This is a genomic window from Enterococcus hermanniensis (assembly GCF_001885945.1).
In the GTDB taxonomy this organism is placed as follows: Bacteria; Bacillota; Bacilli; order Lactobacillales; family Enterococcaceae; genus Enterococcus_A; species Enterococcus_A hermanniensis.
In genome coordinates this window covers 35,438-56,712 of record NZ_JXKQ01000009.1, presented here as the reverse complement: position 1 = coordinate 56,712, position 21,275 = coordinate 35,438, and the positions used below count along the sequence as shown (strand labels likewise).

At 37.4% G+C, this 21,275-nt stretch carries 19 protein-coding genes and 1 riboswitch; of the genes, 2 read left to right on the top strand and 17 right to left on the bottom strand.

The genetic code is table 11. The features are described from left to right. Positions 1–79: 79 nt before the first annotated feature. From purK to RV04_RS10240, 4 genes are all read right to left on the bottom strand, one after another. Positions 80–1,201 (bottom strand): 5-(carboxyamino)imidazole ribonucleotide synthase, encoded by a 1,122-nt coding sequence (gene purK / locus RV04_RS10255; RefSeq protein ID WP_211271195.1) that lies wholly within the window; start codon positions 1,199–1,201, stop codon positions 80–82. Next, a complete protein-coding gene (purE, locus tag RV04_RS10250; protein WP_071858371.1) occupies positions 1,194–1,682 on the bottom strand; it encodes a 5-(carboxyamino)imidazole ribonucleotide mutase in 489 nt (162 codons plus the stop codon). Before purE ends, purK begins: the two co-directional genes overlap by 8 nt. A 144-nt stretch (positions 1,683–1,826) precedes the next feature. Further along, entirely contained in the window at positions 1,827–3,110 is a 1,284-nt protein-coding gene (locus RV04_RS10245) for a nucleobase:cation symporter-2 family protein (RefSeq protein ID WP_071858370.1), read from the bottom strand. A 1-nt stretch (position 3,111) separates the two neighbouring features. Further along, positions 3,112–3,693, bottom strand: a complete 582-nt coding sequence (locus tag RV04_RS10240) for a xanthine phosphoribosyltransferase (protein ID WP_071858369.1) — start codon at positions 3,691–3,693, stop codon at positions 3,112–3,114. Positions 3,694–3,769: 76 nt separating this feature from the next. After that, positions 3,770–3,867: riboswitch (purine riboswitch) on the bottom strand. 280 nt (positions 3,868–4,147) lie between these two features. Between RV04_RS10240 and RV04_RS10235 the strand changes: the two genes are divergently transcribed. Next, positions 4,148–5,065 carry a magnesium transporter CorA family protein gene (locus RV04_RS10235; RefSeq protein ID WP_071858368.1) on the top strand — a complete coding sequence of 306 codons (918 nt, stop codon included), beginning with the start codon at positions 4,148–4,150 and terminating at the stop codon, positions 5,063–5,065. Positions 5,066–5,107: 42 nt separating this feature from the next. Here RV04_RS10235 and tdcB read toward each other — a convergent pair whose 3' ends face one another. The 6 genes from tdcB to clpB form a co-directional block, all read right to left on the bottom strand. Then, complete coding sequence (gene tdcB, locus RV04_RS10230; protein ID WP_071858367.1) at positions 5,108–6,115, bottom strand: bifunctional threonine ammonia-lyase/L-serine ammonia-lyase TdcB; 1,008 nt, start codon at positions 6,113–6,115, stop codon at positions 5,108–5,110. After that, on the bottom strand, positions 6,115–7,224 hold the full coding sequence (gene ald / locus RV04_RS10225; RefSeq protein WP_071858366.1) for an alanine dehydrogenase: 1,110 nt from the start codon (positions 7,222–7,224) through the stop codon (positions 6,115–6,117). The genes tdcB and ald overlap by 1 nt, the downstream gene beginning before the upstream one ends. A gap of 424 nt (positions 7,225–7,648) precedes the next feature. Beyond that, positions 7,649–8,086 (bottom strand): Fur family transcriptional regulator, encoded by a 438-nt coding sequence (locus RV04_RS10220; RefSeq protein WP_071858365.1) that lies wholly within the window; start codon positions 8,084–8,086, stop codon positions 7,649–7,651. 93 nt (positions 8,087–8,179) lie between these two features. Next, complete coding sequence (cysK, locus tag RV04_RS10215; protein WP_071858364.1) at positions 8,180–9,109, bottom strand: cysteine synthase A; 930 nt, start codon at positions 9,107–9,109, stop codon at positions 8,180–8,182. 189 nt (positions 9,110–9,298) lie between these two features. Continuing rightward, the gene (locus RV04_RS10210; RefSeq protein WP_071858363.1) at positions 9,299–10,159 is read right to left on the bottom strand and encodes a glucosaminidase domain-containing protein; all 861 of its coding nucleotides are present in this window, start codon (positions 10,157–10,159) and stop codon (positions 9,299–9,301) included. A gap of 263 nt (positions 10,160–10,422) precedes the next feature. Next, positions 10,423–13,026 (bottom strand): ATP-dependent chaperone ClpB, encoded by a 2,604-nt coding sequence (clpB, locus tag RV04_RS10205; protein WP_071858362.1) that lies wholly within the window; start codon positions 13,024–13,026, stop codon positions 10,423–10,425. A gap of 158 nt (positions 13,027–13,184) precedes the next feature. Here clpB and RV04_RS10200 point away from each other — a divergent pair, with 158 nt between their 5' ends. Further along, a complete protein-coding gene (locus RV04_RS10200) occupies positions 13,185–14,195 on the top strand; it encodes a zinc-binding alcohol dehydrogenase family protein (protein ID WP_071858361.1) in 1,011 nt (336 codons plus the stop codon). Between the two features lie 20 nt (positions 14,196–14,215). Here the strand turns inward: RV04_RS10200 and RV04_RS10195 are convergent, their stop codons facing one another. From RV04_RS10195 to nrdR, 7 genes are all read right to left on the bottom strand, one after another. Further along, positions 14,216–15,244: a lysylphosphatidylglycerol synthase transmembrane domain-containing protein gene (locus tag RV04_RS10195; protein ID WP_071858360.1), complete on the bottom strand. Its 1,029-nt coding sequence runs from the start codon at positions 15,242–15,244 to the stop codon at positions 14,216–14,218. Positions 15,245–15,342: 98 nt separating this feature from the next. Continuing rightward, positions 15,343–16,572, bottom strand: a complete 1,230-nt coding sequence (gene pepT / locus RV04_RS10190; RefSeq protein WP_071858359.1) for a peptidase T — start codon at positions 16,570–16,572, stop codon at positions 15,343–15,345. A gap of 23 nt (positions 16,573–16,595) precedes the next feature. Then, positions 16,596–17,717: a Nif3-like dinuclear metal center hexameric protein gene (locus RV04_RS10185; RefSeq protein ID WP_071858358.1), complete on the bottom strand. Its 1,122-nt coding sequence runs from the start codon at positions 17,715–17,717 to the stop codon at positions 16,596–16,598. After that, positions 17,698–18,411, bottom strand: a complete 714-nt coding sequence (locus tag RV04_RS10180) for a tRNA (adenine(22)-N(1))-methyltransferase (protein ID WP_071858357.1) — start codon at positions 18,409–18,411, stop codon at positions 17,698–17,700. Before RV04_RS10180 ends, RV04_RS10185 begins: the two co-directional genes overlap by 20 nt. Before the next feature lie 116 nt (positions 18,412–18,527). Further along, positions 18,528–19,454, bottom strand: a complete 927-nt coding sequence (gene dnaI / locus RV04_RS10175; RefSeq protein ID WP_071858356.1) for a primosomal protein DnaI — start codon at positions 19,452–19,454, stop codon at positions 18,528–18,530. Beyond that, complete coding sequence (locus RV04_RS10170; protein WP_071858355.1) at positions 19,454–20,779, bottom strand: replication initiation and membrane attachment family protein; 1,326 nt, start codon at positions 20,777–20,779, stop codon at positions 19,454–19,456. Before RV04_RS10170 ends, dnaI begins: the two co-directional genes overlap by 1 nt. Before the next feature lie 11 nt (positions 20,780–20,790). Beyond that, the gene (gene nrdR / locus RV04_RS10165) at positions 20,791–21,264 is read right to left on the bottom strand and encodes a transcriptional regulator NrdR (RefSeq protein ID WP_071858394.1); all 474 of its coding nucleotides are present in this window, start codon (positions 21,262–21,264) and stop codon (positions 20,791–20,793) included. Between the last annotated feature and the right edge of the window lie 11 nt (positions 21,265–21,275).

Sequence of the window (21,275 nt, the reverse complement as noted above, 5' to 3'; positions counted from 1 at the left end):
AGAACCCCTGAGATCCTTAATTTTTCACAGCTTACTTTTGATTCTTTAAACATCCAAATAGTTAATTCAGCGAAAACACTTAATCCCAAGTTTCCGTTTTTTTGATATCGTCCAATGTTCGTTGAGTACTTTCGGTCAAGATTGTGATGTGCCCCATCTTACGTCCTTTTTTAGGCATTGCTTTTCCATAGTAATGAAAATGCCAATCAGGCCATAAATCAATCAATTCGTAGGTTTTCAAAAGATTTTCTCCTAAAACATTGATCATCACTGCACTCGATAGCAATTTTGGCTCACTTAATGGCCAGCCACAAATACCACGGATATGGGCTTCAAATTGATTCATCGAACATGCCTCAATCGTATAATGTCCCGAATTATGGGGGCGTGGTGCGATTTCATTTACATAAAGTGCGCCTGATTTAGTCAAAAAGAATTCTACACACAGAGTTCCAACTAATTCAACACTTTCGGCAATGACTTTAGCAATCCGACTTGCTTCTTTTGCTACTTCTGGATTTACCCCAGCTGGCGCAATTGTTTCGTGCAAAATATTATTACGATGAACATTTTCCACTACGGGGAATGTCACATAATCACCAATATTATTTCCTGCTACTTGAACAGACAATTCTTTTTCAAATGGAATCCACGCTTCAAGCACACAGGTCCCTTGACGTAATAGATTCATCGATGATGCTAAATCAGCAGTGCTTTTCAATACATATTGTCCATGGCCGTCGTAACCACCGCGAGTGGTCTTCAATACACAGGGATACCCGATACCTTCGATAGCATCTTGAATATCCGTCGGACTAATGATCGTAGCATAAGGAGCGATCACGATATTATTATTTTCTAAAAATGATTTTTCTAGCAAGCGATCTTGACTAATTGCCAATAGATCCGTTCCTTGAGGTACATTCGCAAAATGTTGGATTTGATTAATTGTATCAACATCTACATTTTCAAACTCATAAGTAATCACTTGTGATCGACGAGCCATTTCTTCTAATGCCATTTGATCATCATAATCGGCAACGATATGCCAATCTGAAACTTGTGCAGCCGGACAATCTTCCGTTGGATCCAATACACCGGTGCGAAACCCCATTTGTTTTGCACTAATAGCCATCATACGGCCTAGTTGTCCTCCGCCTACGATTCCAATTGTAGAGCCGGGTTGTAAAGATTTAGCCAAGTTGTTCACTACTTTCCAATACAGTTTCTGTCATTTGCTGTCGTTTTTTTTCTAAACGTAAAGCTATATTTTTATCATACATTGAAAGCATCTGCGCCGCAAGTAGTCCTGCGTTAGTTGCGCCAGCTTTTCCGATTGCAGTGGTTGCAACCGGTATACCACCAGGCATCTGTACAATTGATAATAATGAATCTAAGCCATTCAATGTGCTAGATTGAACGGGAACACCAATAACGGGTAATGTCGTTTTAGCGGCGACCATCCCAGGTAAATGAGCAGCTCCGCCTGCACCAGCAATAATTACTTTGACCCCGCGAGTTCGTGCTTTTTCAGAAAAGTCGAACATTAAGTCCGGTGTGCGATGGGCAGAAATCACTCTTTTTTCATAGTTTATTGCTAATTCATCAAGACTTTGACAAGCAAATTTCATTGTTTCCCAATCAGATGTACTTCCCATGATTACTGCAACTTCAGGATTCATAAGCAGCTCCTTTCATTTATCAGTTTCATTCTATCAAGGGAAAGATTGCAAGTCAAAGAATTATTCGAATAATAAACGTTAAAAATGTTTTAATGTTCGTTTTTTTATAGAAACAAATAAAAGAATGCGGTCTCCCGCATCCTTTTATTTAGTCTTTCTATTATATCCATGGAAAATTAAATTCAAAATGATCGCTGACAAGCTGCTCATTACGATTCCATTACTTGCAAACATCTGAACTGTTTCAGGAAGCTTAGCAAACAATGTCGGTACGGAATTAAAGCCTAATCCTAATCCTATAGAAATTGCAATGATCAATAAGTTTCTTTCATCATCGAAATCAACTTTTGATAACATCTTCATTCCTTGAACAGCGACCATTCCGAACATTACTAACATCCCACCGCCCAGAACAGATTCTGGGATCACTTGTGCTAACGCACCAATTTTAGGTAATAATCCTAAAATAATCAGAAAAAAGGCTGAGAAATAAATCGGTCGTCTCGTTTTAATCCCTGATAACTGAACTAAGCCCACATTTTGTGAGAAGCCTGTATAAGGGAATGTATTGAAGAGACCACCTAGGATTACCGCTAATCCTTCAGCGCGATATCCACGTTTCAAATCATCTTCTTTGATTTCTTTTCCAACGACATCACCCAAAGCAAAATAAACGCCCGTAGACTCGACCATGCTAACAATCGAAATAATAATCATCAATAAAATTGAAAATGGTTCAAATTTAGGTGTTCCAAAATAAAAAGGTTGTGGTACGTGGAACATCGGGGCATGACCAATAGCGGATAAATCAACTTTCCCTAAAAGAGCTGCCAGGATCGTTCCACCTACTAAGCCTACAAGTACTGCAATCGAGCGGATGAACCCACGTCCAAAAACTTGGATTGCTAAAATTAAGATAACTGTCACCAAAGCAAGCAACAGATTCTTTGGATCGCCAAAAGATTTACTTGTAGCATCTCCACCACCCATTTTGGTTACGGCAACTGGAACCAACGTTAAACCAATCGTTGTGATGACCGTACCTGTTACGATCGAAGGAAATAACTTTTCGACTTTAGAAAAGAATCCTGAAATCAAAACGATAAAGACACCTGCAGCAATGATTGATCCATAAACAGTCCCTACTCCATGCGTTTGACCAATCAAAATCAGTGGCGCCACTGCCTGAATAGCACAACCTAAAACAACCGGTAAGCCAATTCCGAAAAATTTATTGACAGTTAACTGCAGTAACGTCGCAATCCCGCACATAAAAATATCGATTGAAATCAAGTACGTCATTTGCGTTTCATTAAATCCTAAACCAGCACCAATCAAAAGTGGTACTGCCACTGCTCCAGCATACATCGCTAAAAGATGTTGCAATCCTAATACTGCCGATTTTCCATTTTCCGTTTTGCTTGTCACGCTATGCGTCCTCCTCTAAGAAAGTTACTTGACCATCACTCAAGGAAGCAATTCTCGCTAAAGAAACAACTGGAATCTCCATATCTTCAATTAATTGACGACCATCTTGGAAAGATTTTTCAATCAAGATTCCAATCCCAGCAACATCTGCACCAGCTTGTTGGCATAGTTCAATCAATCCTTTAGCAGCTTGGCCGTTTGCTAAAAAGTCATCAACTAGCAAGACATTATCATCTGCAGATAAAAATTTACGAGAAATAGAAATCGTACTGGTTACTTGTTTGGTAAAAGAGTAAACAGAGGCAGATAATAGTTCTTCATCCATCGTTAAACTTTTTGATTTACGTGCAAAAATCATCGGTACTTTCAATGCTTGTGCAGCGTATACTGCCGGAGCGATTCCTGACGCTTCGATCGTTACGACTTTCGTGATTTTCTTTTCCGCAAATACTTCAGCCAAACGTTTACCCATTGCATCCATCAATTCAGGGTCAACTTGGTGCGTGATGAACTCATCGACTTTTAAGACACCTTCGCCTAAAACCCGGCCATTTTCTTTGATGCGATCTGTTAATTCTTTCATTTTTTTCGTTCTCCTTCTCTTGTCGTTTTTTGAAATACAAAAAACGCACCTCATCTGCAAAGCAAAAAAGATACGTAACCGTACAATTTTTACTTATAGTCTTGCGTTTACGGCACAAGGTAGAAACTGTCATCCATATCATGACGATATATAAGTTTAGTTTCAATGAAATTTTCATTGAAGTTTCGAAATATAAATTTTATTATAGCAGATACTTTTCTGCTGTAAACTAGAATCATTTTAAATGAGAAGAATCCTAAGTAAAATATATCTTTTTCTCACTTTTTAAGCGTTTTCGCTATTTTTTATCTTCCTATATCAGTCAAATTAATTGGCAATCCGAACATTATTTGAGATGATAAATTTACTGTTAATCTATCTGCTTGGCAGCAACTTCGCACACTTAGCTAACGCAAGCTAGGTAACGTTACCTTATAAAAAAGGAGAGATTTCTTTGCTTGATCATTATACAATTTCAACTGAGGGCGTTCAAAAAAGTAAGCAACAAGGAAATTGGATCGTCGTGACTGACCCGAACGATTTAGAAAAAGACCAACTCCATAAAACCTATGACCTCCCTAAAGACTTCTTTGTTCTGGGAGAAAAATATTTCAATGTTTCATATTTTAAAAAATACCAAGCCAAAAATGAAAAAATATTTTCTTTAATGATGTTTGTGAATATCCAATCAATGGATGATCCTGAACTGACCCCTTCTACTATTACCGTTTTTTTGACTCCTGATGTTTTAATTACCGTGGCTGATCAACCCTTGGTCCAAGAAGTTTTACAAAAATACCAAACGGAGATTTTTACTAAAGCTGCACTGATTTTATATATGCTAGAAACAATTAATGAACACTATCTCATCTTTCTTCGACAACAGCGTGAAATCATTGAAAGCATCAGCGATGTAGCTTCTAAACGATCCAATCGAGATGTTTTGGAGAAAACCACTCATACAGAAAAGAAACTCGTTTATATAGATAATCTATTAAACGAACAATCTAAAACGATCAATCGCTTATTAGACTCTAAATTAGTGGCATCTGACCGTGATTTAGCTATCCAGATCGAATTACAAACCAAACAAGCAACTGTTTCGGTGCAGATTTATCGAGAGATGCTCGGTTCAATTAGTGGATTGATCAATAGCATGATGGATAATCGCTTGAATCAATTAATGAAATTTTTGAATACAGCATCATTACTGCTGGCTATGCCAACCTTGATTTTTAGTCTCTGGGGCATTAATACTGGTGGATTATGGTGGCGACATTCAGAAATTGGTTCGATTGCGGTTGTATTATTAGCTTTATTAGTTTCGATCATTAGTGGTATCTATCTATTCAAAAAAGATTATGATGCATAAAAAAGAAGTAACGGAAATTCCGTTACTTCTTTTTGGATAGAATTATTTTAATTCGTTCGCTACAGAGAAGTGTCCAATTACATCTGTGATACGTTTCAAGTCTACATTACCGCCTGATACGACAGCAACTACTTTTTTACCATTTACGTATTGGTCAACTTTACCAGAAAGAATCGCCGCAGTTGCTAAAGCGCCAGCACCTTCAACAACGATTTTTGTACGTTGAATCAAGTCTTTCATCGCTAATTCGATTTCTTCTTCAGATACGGTAACCATATCATCGACTAAACCTTCAACTACTTCAAACGTTAGGTTTCCTGGGAATTCTACTGCACAGCCATCAGCGATCGTTGCTCCAACTTTATAGCCGACTTTTTTACCTTCACGAAATGATGCTGTCATCCCATGGATATTATCCGCTTGAACACCAATAATATTGATATTCGGATTAAATGTTTTCATTGCAACAGCGATCCCAGCAATCAATCCGCCACCGCCGACAGGTACGATAACTGTGTCAACATCCCAGATAGAATCTAGAATTTCTAAACCGATCGTTCCTTGTCCAGCCATTACACATTCATCATCATAAGGAGGAATATAAGTCACGCCAGTTTCTTCAACGATTTTTTCACAATAAGCTTTTGCATCATCAAAGCCTGAACCATGAAGGATAACTTTTGAACCGTAACCTTCTGTTGCTTCAACTTTAGCTTTTGGAGCAGTTTCTGGCATTACAATTGTACTTTCGATTCCTAATAATCTAGAAGTCAAAGCAACTCCCTGCGCATGATTTCCTGCAGATACTGCAATAACTCCTTTGTCCTTTTCAGCTTGTGTTAAATGAGCAATTTTATTAAACGCTCCACGGAATTTGAACGAACCAGTTAATTGCATGTTTTCTAGTTTTAAGAAAACTTGTCCGCCAGTTTTAGCAGTCAAGAACATTGATTGGATCAATGGTGTTACACGTCCGTATTGTTTTACTACGTTTTTCGCTTCATGGATATCTTCAATTGTTACAGGTAATTTTGTAAATACATCTGCCATTACAGAACATCTCCCACTTCAGTATAAGGAACATCAATTGAATCTGCTAATGCTTTAGAAACAACTTTACCATTGTAAACACTTAAACCTGATACTAATGATTCGTCAGATTTTAACGCTTCGTCTAGACCTTTAACACTTACGTCTTTAAGGAATGAAATATTGCCTTTTGCCAAAGCAATTGTTGCTGTTCTTGGTGTTGCACCTGGCATATTTGGAACAGCGTAATGGATAACACCATGTTTAGTAAATACTGGATCAGCATGGTTTGTTGGTTTGTCGATTGTTTCAACTGTACCACCTTGGTCAATCGCGATATCCACGATAACTGAACCTGGTTTCATTGATTCTACCATGTATTCTTTGACTAATTTTGGTGGTTTAGCTCCTGGAATCAAGACAGTTGAAATAAATACATCTGCTTCTTTAATTTTTTCTTCTAAGTTTTCAGTATTTGAAACAATTACGTCAACGTTATGATCTTTATAACGTTCTTGTAATTGTTTGATACGATTTTCGTTTACTTCAAGGATGATTACGTGACAACCGATACCAACGGCCATATCTGCTGAATTTTCAGCTGCGTTACCGCCGCCTAAGATAACTACCGTTCCAGCTTCAACACCTTCGATACCTGGAAGTAAGATTCCTTCGCCGCCATGTTGTTTTTCAATATAGTATTGACCTAAGTTAACGGCACGACGACCAGCGATCGCACTCATAGGTTTTAATAATTCAAGAACGCCGTTGATTGAGATATTTTCGCCAGATAAAGCAGTTACGCCTACTTCCATCATTTTCTCAACACAAGCTTTATTCGCTGCTAAATGTAAGAAGCCCCAAATAATTTGACCTTTTTTGAAATAGTGATATTCACTTTCCATAGGTTCTTTAACTTTAACGATTAAATCAGCAGTCCACGCTGTATCTGTATCTACGATTTTACCGCCAGCTTCAACATATTGTTCATTAGGGAAACCAGAACCTGCACCAGCGTTATCGTCAACTAGTACTTCATTTCCTGCTTCAACTAAAATTTTTACATTTTCAGGTGTCATGCCTACGCGTGCCTCACCTTGTTTTGGATCTTTAATTACGCCAATTTTCACGGTAAATCACTCCTAATATATTTTATATTATTATCGAAGTTCTCTTGGGAACATGTTTAATATATCACAATCACTTTTTTAAGCAATAATTGATGTTTAAGTGTTATTAATCTCTCATACAATTCCTTTCACTATTCATTTATTTCAAACTAAAAAGACGAAGAATGCTTTATTTTAAAGTTTTGAAGATTAAAATTTTATCATTTTAATTTTTTTAATTCTCTTTAAATAGTTTTAGAAATAAATAAAATTGCAATCGTTATCAGATTTTTGTGTGATATCTCTCATAAGCCAAAGCTCATTATTTCTCATAATAAATGAAAACGCTCTGTTTTTGTTGATGTACCAGCTTTTTGCACTTTATTATTTTTCTAATCAAATCTTCGTTATTCATCATAACTAAAAAACAAAAAAAGCCGAGGAATCATTCCTCAGCTTTTTTTTGACACTCGGGACAAAGTCCATAAACCTCTAAACGATGATTATTAACTTCATAACCCGTTAATTTACTTGAAGCCATTTCTACATCTTCTAATCCCGGATAAAAGAAATCAACAATCTTTCCACATTCTGTACATATCGCGTGATAATGACGCCGCTTGGTAAAATCAAAACGACTTGCTGCATCTCCGTAGTTCATTTCTTGCACAATGCCGATCTCTACGAATTTTCTCAAATTATTATAGACAGTTGCTACACTCATATTAGGAAAACGACTTTCTAATGAGCGGAAAATTTCATCAGCTGTTGGATGACTACGATAATTGATCAAATATTCTAAAATGGCATATCTCTGTGGCGTAATCCGGATTCCTCCGGCTTTTAATTCTTTGACGGACTGATCAACTGCCTCATTTACCATACAAGCCCCTCCTGTTTATATTATCTTTTAAAATGATACTATTATTCGGGGGGAATTACTAGACAGATTCAAAAATTAATAGCTTTCATGTGTTTATTGGTTGAATTGAAACAACTCTGTTGATAAATAACGTTCCCCATTATCTGGTAATAAAACCAATACTTTCTGGTTTGAAGACATTTTTTTAGCAATTTCAATCCCAGCAAACAATGCTGCACCAGAAGAAATTCCCACTAGGATCCCTTCTTTTTTGGCTATTTCTCTAGCCGTTTCCATCGCATCGGTTGCATTTACCGGTAACACTTCATCGTAGATTTCACTATTTAAGATACTTGGTACAAATCCCGCACCAATTCCTTGGATTTTATGCGGACCTGGTTGGCCACCTTCTAATACTGGTGATTCCTCCGGTTCAACCGCATAGATTTTTACCTCTGAATACATTCTTTTTAATTCATTTCCTACACCAGTGATCGTGCCCCCTGTGCCTACACCAGCAACAAAAGCATCCAATCCATTTTTTTCAAACGCATTCACAATTTCTCTTGCCGTTGTTTGTTCATGAACTTTAGGATTGGCAGGATTATCAAATTGCGCTGGTATGAACCAATCATTTGCTGCTGCAAGTTCTTTCGCTTTAGCGATTGCACCCTTCATACCATCTGGTCCCGGGGTCAAAACAAGTTCAGCTCCATAAGCTTGCATCAATTTTCGACGTTCAACACTCATTGTTTCAGGCATCACCAAAGTTACAGGATAACCTTTAGCAGCTCCTACCATGGCTAGACCAATTCCTGTATTTCCTGAAGTAGGTTCAACAATCGCCATACCTGGTTTCAATTTACCCGTTTTTTCTGCCTCTTCAATCATACTCAAAGCGATTCGATCTTTTAGGCTTCCACCAGGATTAAATGACTCTAACTTAACATAGATTTGCGCGCCATCATCATTCCCAAAGTTTTTCAATTTGATGATAGGTGTTTCACCGATTGTATCTAAAATAGAATTATAAATTTTTGTCATATTATTCGCTCCATTCCTTACCATATATAAGTTTATAGTAACGAATAAATGAAAATTTTACGAGAATTTAGCCTCTTTGTAAACGATGTCAGCTCATCTTAATTTAATTTTTATTTATTAAGCCTACTCTTATTGATCAATAAATTGGACTACAAAAAAAGACGAGAAATATATTCACGTCTTTTTTTACTAAATTGAAATAGTATCGCCTGGCATAATTGTGACAGAGTCTGAAGACCAACCATTATCAGCCATCAACTGATCCACACTTACTCCAAACTGTTCAGCAATTCCCCAGATAGAATCCCCTGATTGTACTGTATATGTTTGGCCACTTGATTGTGTTGCTGTGGTCGTTGACGTTGTCGTCGTGGTTGTCGTCGTTTGCGTTGACGTCGTTTGAACTGCTGTTCCAGCTCCTGGCGTATCAAACCGCGTTAAATTATATGTTTGAATCAATGAAATCAATTTGCTAGCATAACTTGGATCGGTTGCATAACGACCCGTTAGATAAACGGCTGCGTCTTGATAACTATTGGTATGACTTTTTCTTGCACCGGCATAATAATTACCCGTTAATAACGTCGCATGTGCTTGGAAAGATTCCGCATAACTATTATAAACAGCGAATGGTTCATTCATCGTTACCCATTGTCCATTTAAATACTCTTGCGTGCTCATCGTCACAGATGGGCCACCACTATATTCTTTTACTCCAAATAAATTATAATAAGGAGCACTTGATAATTGTGAAGAACCAAAACCAGTTTCAACTAAAGCTTGTGCCACCATGATTGACGCATACAAATCATTGGAAGAAGATACTTGCATCGCAGAAGCACCTAACTGTTCGATGAAGGCTGATTGATTTTGTGTTTGAGCTGTTTCTGCAGCACTTACTTTTACCGTATTCATGCTGATTGCTACTGGCGAAAGGATCATAGCTGTACCTAATAATGGCACCGTTCTTTTCGCAACTTTCATGCGTTGTTCTTTTTGTTGTTGCTTCATATAGTTATATTTTTCTATGCGTGATTTAAATTGGTTCATTATATAGTATACCTCCAGGAATCCTCAACTAAGCTCTTCATTTAGTTCCTTTTAAAGTATAAGCTAAGAACGAGTTACAAACAATTTAATCACTGTAAATTCACTAATTTGTCATTCATTCGTAATATACGTAACGAGAATGTTGTTATTTATTTTTTTTAATGTCTTGCTTTTTGTGAAATTAATAAACTTTTGAATTATTATAAAAAATACGAGAACTTTCATCTATGAAAGTTCTCGTATTTTGTGTTTACATAATTAAATTATGCATCCATTATTTGATTTTGAAAAACAAGTTGATCATCTAATAATTCGATTGAAACTTTTGTTTTTGGCAATACTCTGCCTGCGATGATTTCTTTCGCTAGTGGTGTCTCTACTTCTCGTGTAATAAACCTTTTCAATGGCCGAGCTCCGTACTGTGGTTCATAAGCTTGTTCCGCAATCCAACTCTTCGCATCTTCAGTAATAACTAATTGTATTTCTTGCTCTTCTAAACGACGAGAAAGACCTTGGATAATTTTTTCAACGATTTCTTTAACATTTTCTAAACTCAATGGCGTGAATAAAATCGTGTCATCAATCCGATTTAAAAATTCTGGCTTGAAATGACCTCTTAACAAACTCAATACTTGTTCTTTTGTCGTTTCTGGAATAGTCCCTTCTTCAGTCACACCATCCAGTAAAACTTGAGAACCGATATTACTAGTCATAATCAAAACAGTATTTTTAAAATCAACTAAGCGGCCTTTAGAATCTGTCAAACGACCATCATCTAAGACTTGCAACAAAATATTAAAAACATCAGGATGTGCTTTTTCAATTTCGTCTAGCAAAATGATCGTATATGGATTACGGCGAACTGCTTCTGTTAATTGTCCGCCCTCTTCATAGCCAACATAACCTGGAGGCGCTCCGACTAATCGAGACACAGAATGTTTTTCCATGTATTCGCTCATATCAATTCGAACCATATGGTCTTCTGAATCGAATAAATTTTCAGCTAGAGCTTTTGCTAATTCCGTTTTACCGACCCCAGTTGGCCCTAAGAATAGAAATGATCCTAGTGGTCGATTTGGATCTTGTAAGCCCGCACGAGAGCGAAGAACCGCATCACTAACAGCATCGACTGCTTCGTCTTGTCCGATAACACGTTTATGCAATGTGCGATTTAAACTTAATAGTTTTTCACGTTCGCCTTCAACTAATTTGGTTACAGGAATACCTGTTAAACGTCCCACGACTTGTGCGATTTCATTTTCTGTCACAGATTCTTGGACCATTCTGATATCATTTTGTTTATTTTTTTCTTCCAATGCAGTCAATTCTTGCTCCAATTTTGGAATCGTCCCATGGCGAAGAACAGCTGCTCGTTCTAAATCATAATTGTTTTCCGCATCTTCTAACTCGTGCTTTGCTTGATCGATCTCAGCTCGTTTATTTGAAACTTCATTGACTTCTTCTTTTTCTGTCTCCCATTGAAGTTTCATCGCATTCGCTTCTTCCCGAAGGTTAGCTAATTCTTCTTGTAAGTTTTCCAAGCGTTTCTTGCTGGCATCGTCACTTTCTTTTTTCAACGCTGCCTCTTCGATTTCTAATTGCATCAAACGACGCGTTACTTGATCAAGTTCCGTCGGCATAGAATTCATTTCGACACGAATGCTAGCACTAGCTTCATCGATTAAATCAATCGCTTTGTCGGGTAAGAAACGATCGGTAATATAGCGATCTGATAATGTTGCAGCCGCTACTAAGGCATTATCATGGATGTTTACCCCATGATGGATTTCAAAACGTTCTTTTAGTCCCCGCAAAATACTGATCGTATCTTCGACGGTTGGTTCCTTGACTAATACTTTTTGGAAACGACGTTCTAAGGCTTTATCTTTTTCCATGTATTGACGGTACTCATCTAATGTCGTTGCCCCGATCAAATGCAATTCCCCACGGGCCAACATTGGTTTTAATAGATTTCCAGCATCCATACTACCTTCTGTTTTACCAGCTCCTACGATATTATGGATTTCATCGATAAACAATAAAATTCGCCCATCAGATTTTTTGACTTCCTTCAAAACGGCTTTCAATCGTTCTTCAAATTCACCCCGGAATTTTGCTCCGGCGATCAACGAACCCATATCCAATGAAAAGACTGTTTTATCTTTTAAATTTTCTGGGACATCTTTACGCACGATCCGTTGCGCTAATCCCTCAACAATCGCTGTTTTACCCACACCAGGTTCACCGATCAATACCGGATTATTTTTGGTTTTCCGAGAAAGAATCCGAATAACGTCTCGAATTTCTTCATCACGACCTATAATTGGATCTTGTTTTCCATTTTTGACTTGTTGAACTAAATCAACCCCATATTTTTCTAATGCTTTATATGTTTCTTCTTGATTTTGCGAAGTCACACGATCTCCTCCTCGCATCTCTTCAATATTTTTTTGAATCTCTTTTTCATTGATTCCTTGTTGATTCAAATACTTCGTTAAAGGATAATTCTTTAGTTTCATTAGCGCTAAGATGACGATCTCTGTTGACAAAAAGTCGTCTTGAAATTTTTCTCTTAAGACATCTGCTTCATTTAACAGATTAAATAAATTTTGACTTAAATTTTGTCCGTATTGAACATTTCCACCACTGACTGTCGGGTATTCATCTAACAGATGATCTACTTCCTGTTCAAATCGATCAACATCAAGGCCGGCATCTGTATAAAAATTTCTTCCAAAATGATTTGGTTGTAAAAAAATCTTCCATACATGGGCAATGTCAATTTCTTGGTGGTGTCTAGTTACTGCTATTTGCTGGGCTTCAGCAATAGTTTCTTGTAAAGTCGTCGTCATTTTTTCGATATTCATAAACATACCTCCGACATTATTAATTGTTTACAAGATCTATTATATATCTTTGGTCAGTAAAGGTCAAAAGATATACTCATCAATTACTAATGTTTATTGTTGGGAAGAAAAACAAAATAATGCTACAATTCTTGCATTACTAGAAAGAGAGTGATTCAATGATTTCTCGTGTGATCGGCTTTGAAAAAGGATTCCAATTGTCGAATGGAAACCATTTCGAAACATATGAAGTAATGCTTCCTAAATTAAATAAATTTGATGTAGTCGTAAAAAATCTAGCTACCTCTATTAATCCCGTAGATACTAAACTTAGGCAAAGTGGCAAAGGAACTGCCCAACCACATGTATTAGGTTTTGATAGTGTCGGTATCGTCACTCAAATTGGTAGCGACGTTGAAAAATTACAAGTTGGTGATCGGATTTTTTTCGCTGGCACAACAACACGTTATGGTAGTTACAGCGAACAGCAAGTGGTAGATTCACGAATCACTGCAAAATTACCAAGTGATCTTTCTACTGACAGCGCTGCAGCATTACCGTTAACATTTATTACCGCTTATGAAATGCTTTTTGAAAAAATGAATTTAATTCCCAAAGAAAGAGAAAATAAAGGCACACTTTTAATCATCAATGGCGCTGGTGGGGTTGGTTCAGTAGCTACTCAATTAGCTAAATGGGCTGGGTTAACCGTAATCACTACCGCTTCTCGTAATGAAAGTAAAGCTTGGTCCGAAAAAATGGGTGCCGACCACGTCATTGATCATCATAAAGATTTGACAAAACAATTAGCAAAACTAGGGTATACGAACTTGCCTTACATTTTGATTTTGCATTCTACAGATTACTATTTTGATGAGATGTGTGATTTACTAGAACCCTTTGGCCATCTCGGTTCCATTGTCGGCGCAACCAAAGATTTAAATATGGCAAAATTAAAAGATAAATCTGGCAGTTTCGATTGGGAATATATGTTTTCAAAAACAGATCATGATTTCAATGTAGCCTCCCAAGGGGAGATTTTAGAATTTCTCGTTGAACTGCTTCAAGAAAAGAAAATTCAAAGCACCTTAACCAAAATAATTCCTGGCTTTTCACCTGAAATCTTTTATCAAGGCCATCAAATTGTTGAATCAAACGAAATGATCGGCAAATTAGTCATTCACTATTAAAAAAAGAAAGCTAGCACTTGCTAGCTTTCTTTTTTTACAGCTTTGATTTCATGTTTAATTTCACGTTGCTTGGTGATAAAAACATAAACCATTCCAATCAAAAACGGCATCAAATAGGTAGCGTAACGATACAATAATAATGAAGAGACCGCATCGACTTTCCCTATAACATGACGGAACAATAAAACATAGACAAATTCAAAACCACCGATCCCCCCTGGCGCTGGTAAAACACCACCAATGATGACTGAAAAACTAATCAACGCGACCGTCAATAACAAATCAATTTGAGGATGGTCATGGACTAGAATAAAGAACGGAATAATATACCAGACAGCTAATTTCGCCATATTTGAACAAAAAACGCGCACAACTGCCTTTCGGTCACGGATAAAGGTCTGAATTGCTTCTCGCAGTGAATAAATTTGTTCATTCAACCGATCGACCATCTCACGTAATTTTTGCTTTTTAAAAAAACGATTACAGATAAGAACAAAAAAAACTTGCGCATTGATATTTAAACTCAAAATCAACAAGGCGGAAATAATTAAAATCGTGACGGCAATTCCTGCGATCACCCAAATAATTCCGTTAGCAATTTGCGCTTGGATAGCATTACTTTTAACAAAAAGAAAGAATAATGACCAAACGATCAATGCAATTTTATAAGTGATCATTCGCAAGGCACTGGTTCCGGTTCCTTCAGAAAACTTTAAGCCCTTTTTATGATAATAAATCACTTCTGCAACAATCGAGCCTGTTCCAAATGTCACAACACGATAAAACGTTGAATAGGCAGAAGCAAAAAAACCATCTCTAATTGTAAATTCAGGATTATATTTCCCGGCGATTGATTTAATCGAATACCCTTCAATTATTTGGCTAGCTAATCCTAATACTGTCACCCCTATCAATACTGGCAAGGATGTCTTTGCTAATTCACTAAATATATCCCCTAGTGAATCACGGATCACAAAAATGATAATCCCGATCATGACCACAAATAAGCCAATATTTAAAATCAGTTTACGACTGACTGATAAATTCATTGATTTCCCTCATTTTTCATTTATTACTCTAGCCTAACACACGGCTCGCCGCAAAAAAAGAAAAAGCGCTAAGTTTCCTCAGCACTTTTCCCAAAAGACTATTTTCCGTTGTTCTCAACAATTTTTACAATCACATCGACTGCTTTTTCCATAGTTTGTAATGAAACAAATTCGAAACGTCCATGCATATTTTCCGCACCAGCAAAAATGTTTGGTGTTGGAATCCCCATAAACGAAATCTTAGAGCCATCTGTACCACCACGAATTGGTTCGATTAATGGTTTGATACCAACTTCTTCCATTGCACCTTTCGCTAATTCAATCACACTCATATCTTTTTCAATGATTTCACCCATATTATAATATTGATCATACATGTTGATTTCAACACGTTCTTGATCGAATTGGCTATTCATTTTTGCTTGAAGATCTGTGATAATTTGTTTACGTTCTTCGAACTTGTCACGATCATGGTCACGAATGATGTACGTCATTTTCGCTTCTTCTACATTCCCGTTTAAAGCTAATAAATGGAAAAATCCTTCACGTCCTTCAGTTTTTTCAGGTCGATCTGCTTCTGGTAGTTGATTATGGAAATCAATCGCCATTTGTAAAGCATTGATCATTGTATTTTTAGCTGTACCTGGGTGAACGTTCTTCCCATACATCGTAATTTCTGCTTGAGCAGCACTAAATGTTTCGTATTGCAATTCACCGATTGGTCCACCATCCATTGTATAGGCAAAATCGGTGTTGAATTCGTTGACATCAAATTTATCCGCGCCAATTCCGATTTCTTCATCGGGTCCAAAACCAATACGGACTTCGCCATGTTTGATTTCTGGATGATTAATTAAATACTCCATTGCTGTCATAATTTCAGCGATCCCAGATTTATCATCAGACCCTAACAATGTTGAGCCATCTGTTGTGATCAATGTTTGGCCAGAATAATTTTTTAAATTAGGAAAATCTTTTGTATTTAATGTATATTTTCCATCAGCGTCTAATTTGATCGTTGATTTGCCATCGTAATTTTCAACGATTTGAGGGTTAACATCTTTAGCATTGAAATCAGCTGTATCCATGTGAGAGATAAAACCGATCGTCCGCGCTTCTTTATCTAAGTTACTTGGTAGCGTTGCAATGACATAACCATTTTTTTCATTATAAGAAATATGGCTCATTCCGATTTCTTCTAATTCTTTCATCAATTCATGCGCAAAAGCAACCTGTGTTTGTGTTGATGGTGTGGTCGTACTTGTTGCATCTGATTGAGTTTCTGTCTTCACGTAGCGTAAAAAACGCGGTAATAAATTTTCGTACATTTTTCTCTCTCCTTTAATGCTGTTTATTTAAATGAGAACGGATTGGTCACTGTTTCAGAAGTAAAGAAATCAACGTTCCAATCTGCTTCATTTTTCCATTGTTCAAATAGTTCCACCATTTTTTCTTTACACAACGACTCAATATAATGGCCGGGATCAATCACTAACATACCAGTTTCTTGCATGTCATGAGCCGTATGATAATAAACATCTCCCGTGATATACACATCTGCTCCAGCAGACAAGGCATTGCGATAGAATTTCTCCCCACTGCCACCACAGATTGCGACCCGTTTAATGGTTGTTTTTTCTTTATGCGGATAAACGACTCGTAAACCAGCCAAATCAAATGTAGTTTTGACTTTTTGGATAAATTCTTCTGTCGTCAATGCTTGATCTAATTCACCAACACGCCCAATGCCATAAGTTTGAGCCAAATTATCTAATGTATAAACATCATAAGCCGGTTCTTCATATGGATGTGCTGCAAGCATTGCTGTGAGGATTTGTTTTTCTTTAGTTTCCGGAAAAATCACTTCGATTTTACTTTCTTGGACCTGCTCTGGAACATTCACTGAACCAATCGTCGGATTCGCAGCGGCTTCAGGAGTAAAACGTCCTGTTCCATTAACAGTAAACGACGTAGCGTGATAATTATCTTGCTCCCCTGCTCCTGCTGCTGACAATACTTCTCGCATTTTTTTTGCTGCTGTTTGCGGTATATGGACAGCTAACTTTTTCATCTTTACTGTATGTGTTGGAATAAGATAAGTTGTATCTTTAACAGTTAAACGTTCACAAAACCAGTCGTTCAACCCATTATCGATAATATCCATATTCGTATGTGCTGCATAAACTGCGATATCGTGTTTAATCAGCTCTGCATACATATTTGTTTGGACATCATCTGTAATTAAACGATCAATGGACCGGAAAATTGGGGGATGTTTTACTATCAGTAAATCAATCTTTTTTTCGATCGCTTCAGCAACAACCGCCGGACGAACATCCAAACTCATCATGATTCGATCAACGCGTTTGTTCAATGTTCCGATGTGTAATCCAACCGGATCGCCTTCTTCTGCTAGCCACTCTGGACAATATTCATTAAAACGTTGAATAAATTCAATCCCTTGCACTGGCAATTACCTCCTGAATCCACGTGATTTCTTGTTCTACTTCTTTGATTTTATCAGCAACATCTTGATCACTGCGTTTTAAACTTGCTAGTATTTTTTCACTCTTGATCAATTTGTGCTGCCATTTTTCAATAAAAATCTTATTTTGTTCTTGTAATAAGTGCGGACCAAAGAATACCTCTTTTGCTGAATAGGCTGTTGTTTCATCCTTTTTTTCAGCGACGATGATTTCGTAAACTTTTTGATTTTCTTCAAGGATTGACTCAGCAATAATCGTATATCCTTCTTGAACCAGCCATCCACGTAATTGTCGTTCGCCAACATTTGGCTGTAAAATCAAACGCTCATTACCAGACAAACGTGTTTGTTCTTTTCCTCGTTGTAAAATATCTCTAATCAAAACGCCACCCATACCACAAATAGTAACCGCGGAGATATCATCAGCTAACGTGATTGCTTCTAGTCCATCCGCTAAGCGAACATCGATTTTATCCACTAAACCATTTTTGGCCACTTGACGTTTAGCAGATTCAAAAGGACCTTTGACCACTTCACCAGCGATTCCATACGAGATTCTATTTTGTAGCATCAACGCTACCGGTAAATAGGCATGATCCGACCCGATATCTGCTAGTCGCGCTCCTTGAGGCACGTATTCTGCTGCCCTTTGCAGGCGCATTGATAAATCTTTGGCATTCACTTAATCCACATCCTATTTTTAATTATAACACTCCTTAAAAAAAGCCCCCAAAAAAAGAGCAAAATGATAGCGCTTTTTAATAGGGTGTTCGCTTTTTCTTAGAAAAATTTCTTTTTTTACCCATTTCGGCGATTATCACCAATCACCCAAACTTCTTTACTTAAATAACGAACACGTTCCATGATCCGTTTCGCTTTCAACGGTTCCTCATCTCCCCGTTGCGTAACCGATAAATGTTGTTCTAATTGGTTCATATTGAAATTCGATGAGAAAAAGGTCGGAAGTTGTTCTTGCATCCGATGTTGTAAAATGACACCTAATACCTCATCGCGAATCCAGGCACTCATAGAATCTGCTCCGATATCATCAATCATCAAGATCGGCGCTCGTTTGACTTCATCTAATTTAGGGCCCACTTTATCATTTGAGATTGCTTGCTTCATCTCGCCTGCAAATGTCGGAAAGTGAATCAAGGTGGTTTCAAAACCTTTAACAGCCAGTTCATGCGCGACCGCACCTAATAAATACGTTTTACCGACACCAAAATCACCTACTAAATAAAGTGCTTTATGGAAATTTCTAGGATTTTCCTCATATTGATTAATAAAATCTAAGGCGGCTTCAAGCGCTTCGCTTCGCCCAGAAGTTACTTCAAAATTACGGATGGATGCTTGACGAATGTCTTTTGGCATATCTACAGAATTCACCCGATTACGAATTTCTTCTTCACGTTTGCGGCGAAGCAAGTCATCCGTTGGCACATACGTCACATCAATAAAGTGGAAATTTAAGCTCAATTGCGGCTCATAGCCTGGCGCGATCATTGTTGGATCCGAATTTAAATATTTTTTCTTTTCTTGGACGAATTCATACAGTTTGGCAAAAGATTTTTCAATGTCTTCTTGCGTTAATTTTTCTTTGTGTAATTCGATGAATTGATTCACATCAGGATCTGCTAGCACTTCTTCCATCATTTGTCGGTAACGACCGTCGACTCCGCGACTTTTAATGATGCGATTTAATTCTTTTCCTACATCTTCCATTAATCGTCACCTTCTTTGTTTAAATATGCTGCTAACTTACGATTTAGCTCAGCTTCTTTTTCTGGGCTAAGTTTTGTTTCTTTGGGCGGTTGTTTGATATGTTCAGGTAGTGCTTCTTTTCGGCCGGTGCCTCTTTTTTGATAACTTGGACGACTCGCTTGTGGTTTACGAACAAGCTTTTGATTGTTTTCTCGAACATGATTGATGGCTTCTTCCGGTGTCGTGATTTTCTTTTGCGCCCAATCATTAGCGATCGCATTGAGATAGTTCGCATTGATCACCGCTTGATTTTGGATGACTAAGATATAATTGATAATGATATTGATCACACTCTTAGGTAATAGATTTCGACCAATCAATTCTTCTAGCAACCGTACTTCAGTATTGGTTTCAAAACCGCCTTTTTCGCGTTTGATGGCTCTTAAAAAAGTAACTGGAGCAATTTTCTTACTTTGAGCAATAATCTCTGTTTCTTGCGGTGAAAAGTTCGTTTCAGTGCTCACTGATTTTTCAGTTGGCACTAGTTTCGATGTCGGATCTTCTGCCACAACAGTTGGTCGTTTTTCTTTATTCATCAATTGACGTAAATAATTAAAATTCAACCCATTTTTTTCTCCAGCACTTGCCTTGGCCACATATTCGGCCAAATCAAGTTCATTCAATCCATACAATGTTTGGAAAGTTTGTAATTTTTCTCTTTCTTCAATCGTTAAAATCAAATTAAAACGACGTAACTGCTGGCTAAAAAGAGACCAATCAAAATCACTTTTTTCAGTAAAATCTTCTTGAGTCTGTTCTAATATCTCACTATGACTGGCAAAGGCTTGTTCATCTAAACGATAGACTTCTCTAAAGCGTTTAGTGATATTTTTAGCACTAGTTTTTTCAATCATTTTAGGTTTAAAACGCTCAGCTAATCGTTCATATCGCCGTTTACCAATTTTGTCCATCAATAAATACGCCATTAAGGGATCTTGGAAGAACTTTTCCGGTGTCAGCGGTGCACGTAAAGCATAAAGTAACTGCATACCTAAGTCTGGATCTTCTTTTTGATATGTTTCTAATAACCCGATGCCTTCTAAGTGGTCACGGGCTTTTAAAAAGTGCATCAATCCCGTATCGATGGCTGACAAAAGGTCTGCATGCATCAAACTAGTACTTACACCTTCTAAATCAATATCACTTTTCAAAGTAAAATAGACACTTAAAGCAACACTGCCAATAATTGGTTGGTATAAATATACTAATGCATCACGCTTGCTCTCATCTAGCTGTGGCTCACCATAAACGGTGTAAAAGGTGCTAGGTTTTAATTCTTGTGCCACAAAAAAGCCTCCTAGTCATTATCTGTTGATTTCGCTTTATCAACAATTTCTTGTAATTCCTTCAAAAAGACAGACATGTCTTTGAATTGTCGGTAAACACTCGCAAAGCGAATATACGCGATCTCATCGACACTCATCAAATCTTCCATTACAAATTCGCCGATTTTACTCGTTGGCATTTCATTTTCTCCCATACTGCGTACTCTATTTTCAACATGGTCGACAATTTGTTCCATCTGTTCCATTGCAACTGGACGCTTTTCAGCTGATCGAATCAGCCCGCGTAAAATTTTATCACGGCTAAATTCTTCTCGATCGCCATTTCGTTTTACAACTAACAAAGGCACCACTTCGATTCGTTCAAAAGTTGTAAAACGGAACCCACAATTTTCACATTCTCTTCGACGGCGAATTGCACGCCCATCATCTGTTTGCCGACTATCGATCACTCGAGAATTATTATGATTACATTTTGGACAACGCATATTCTCACCCA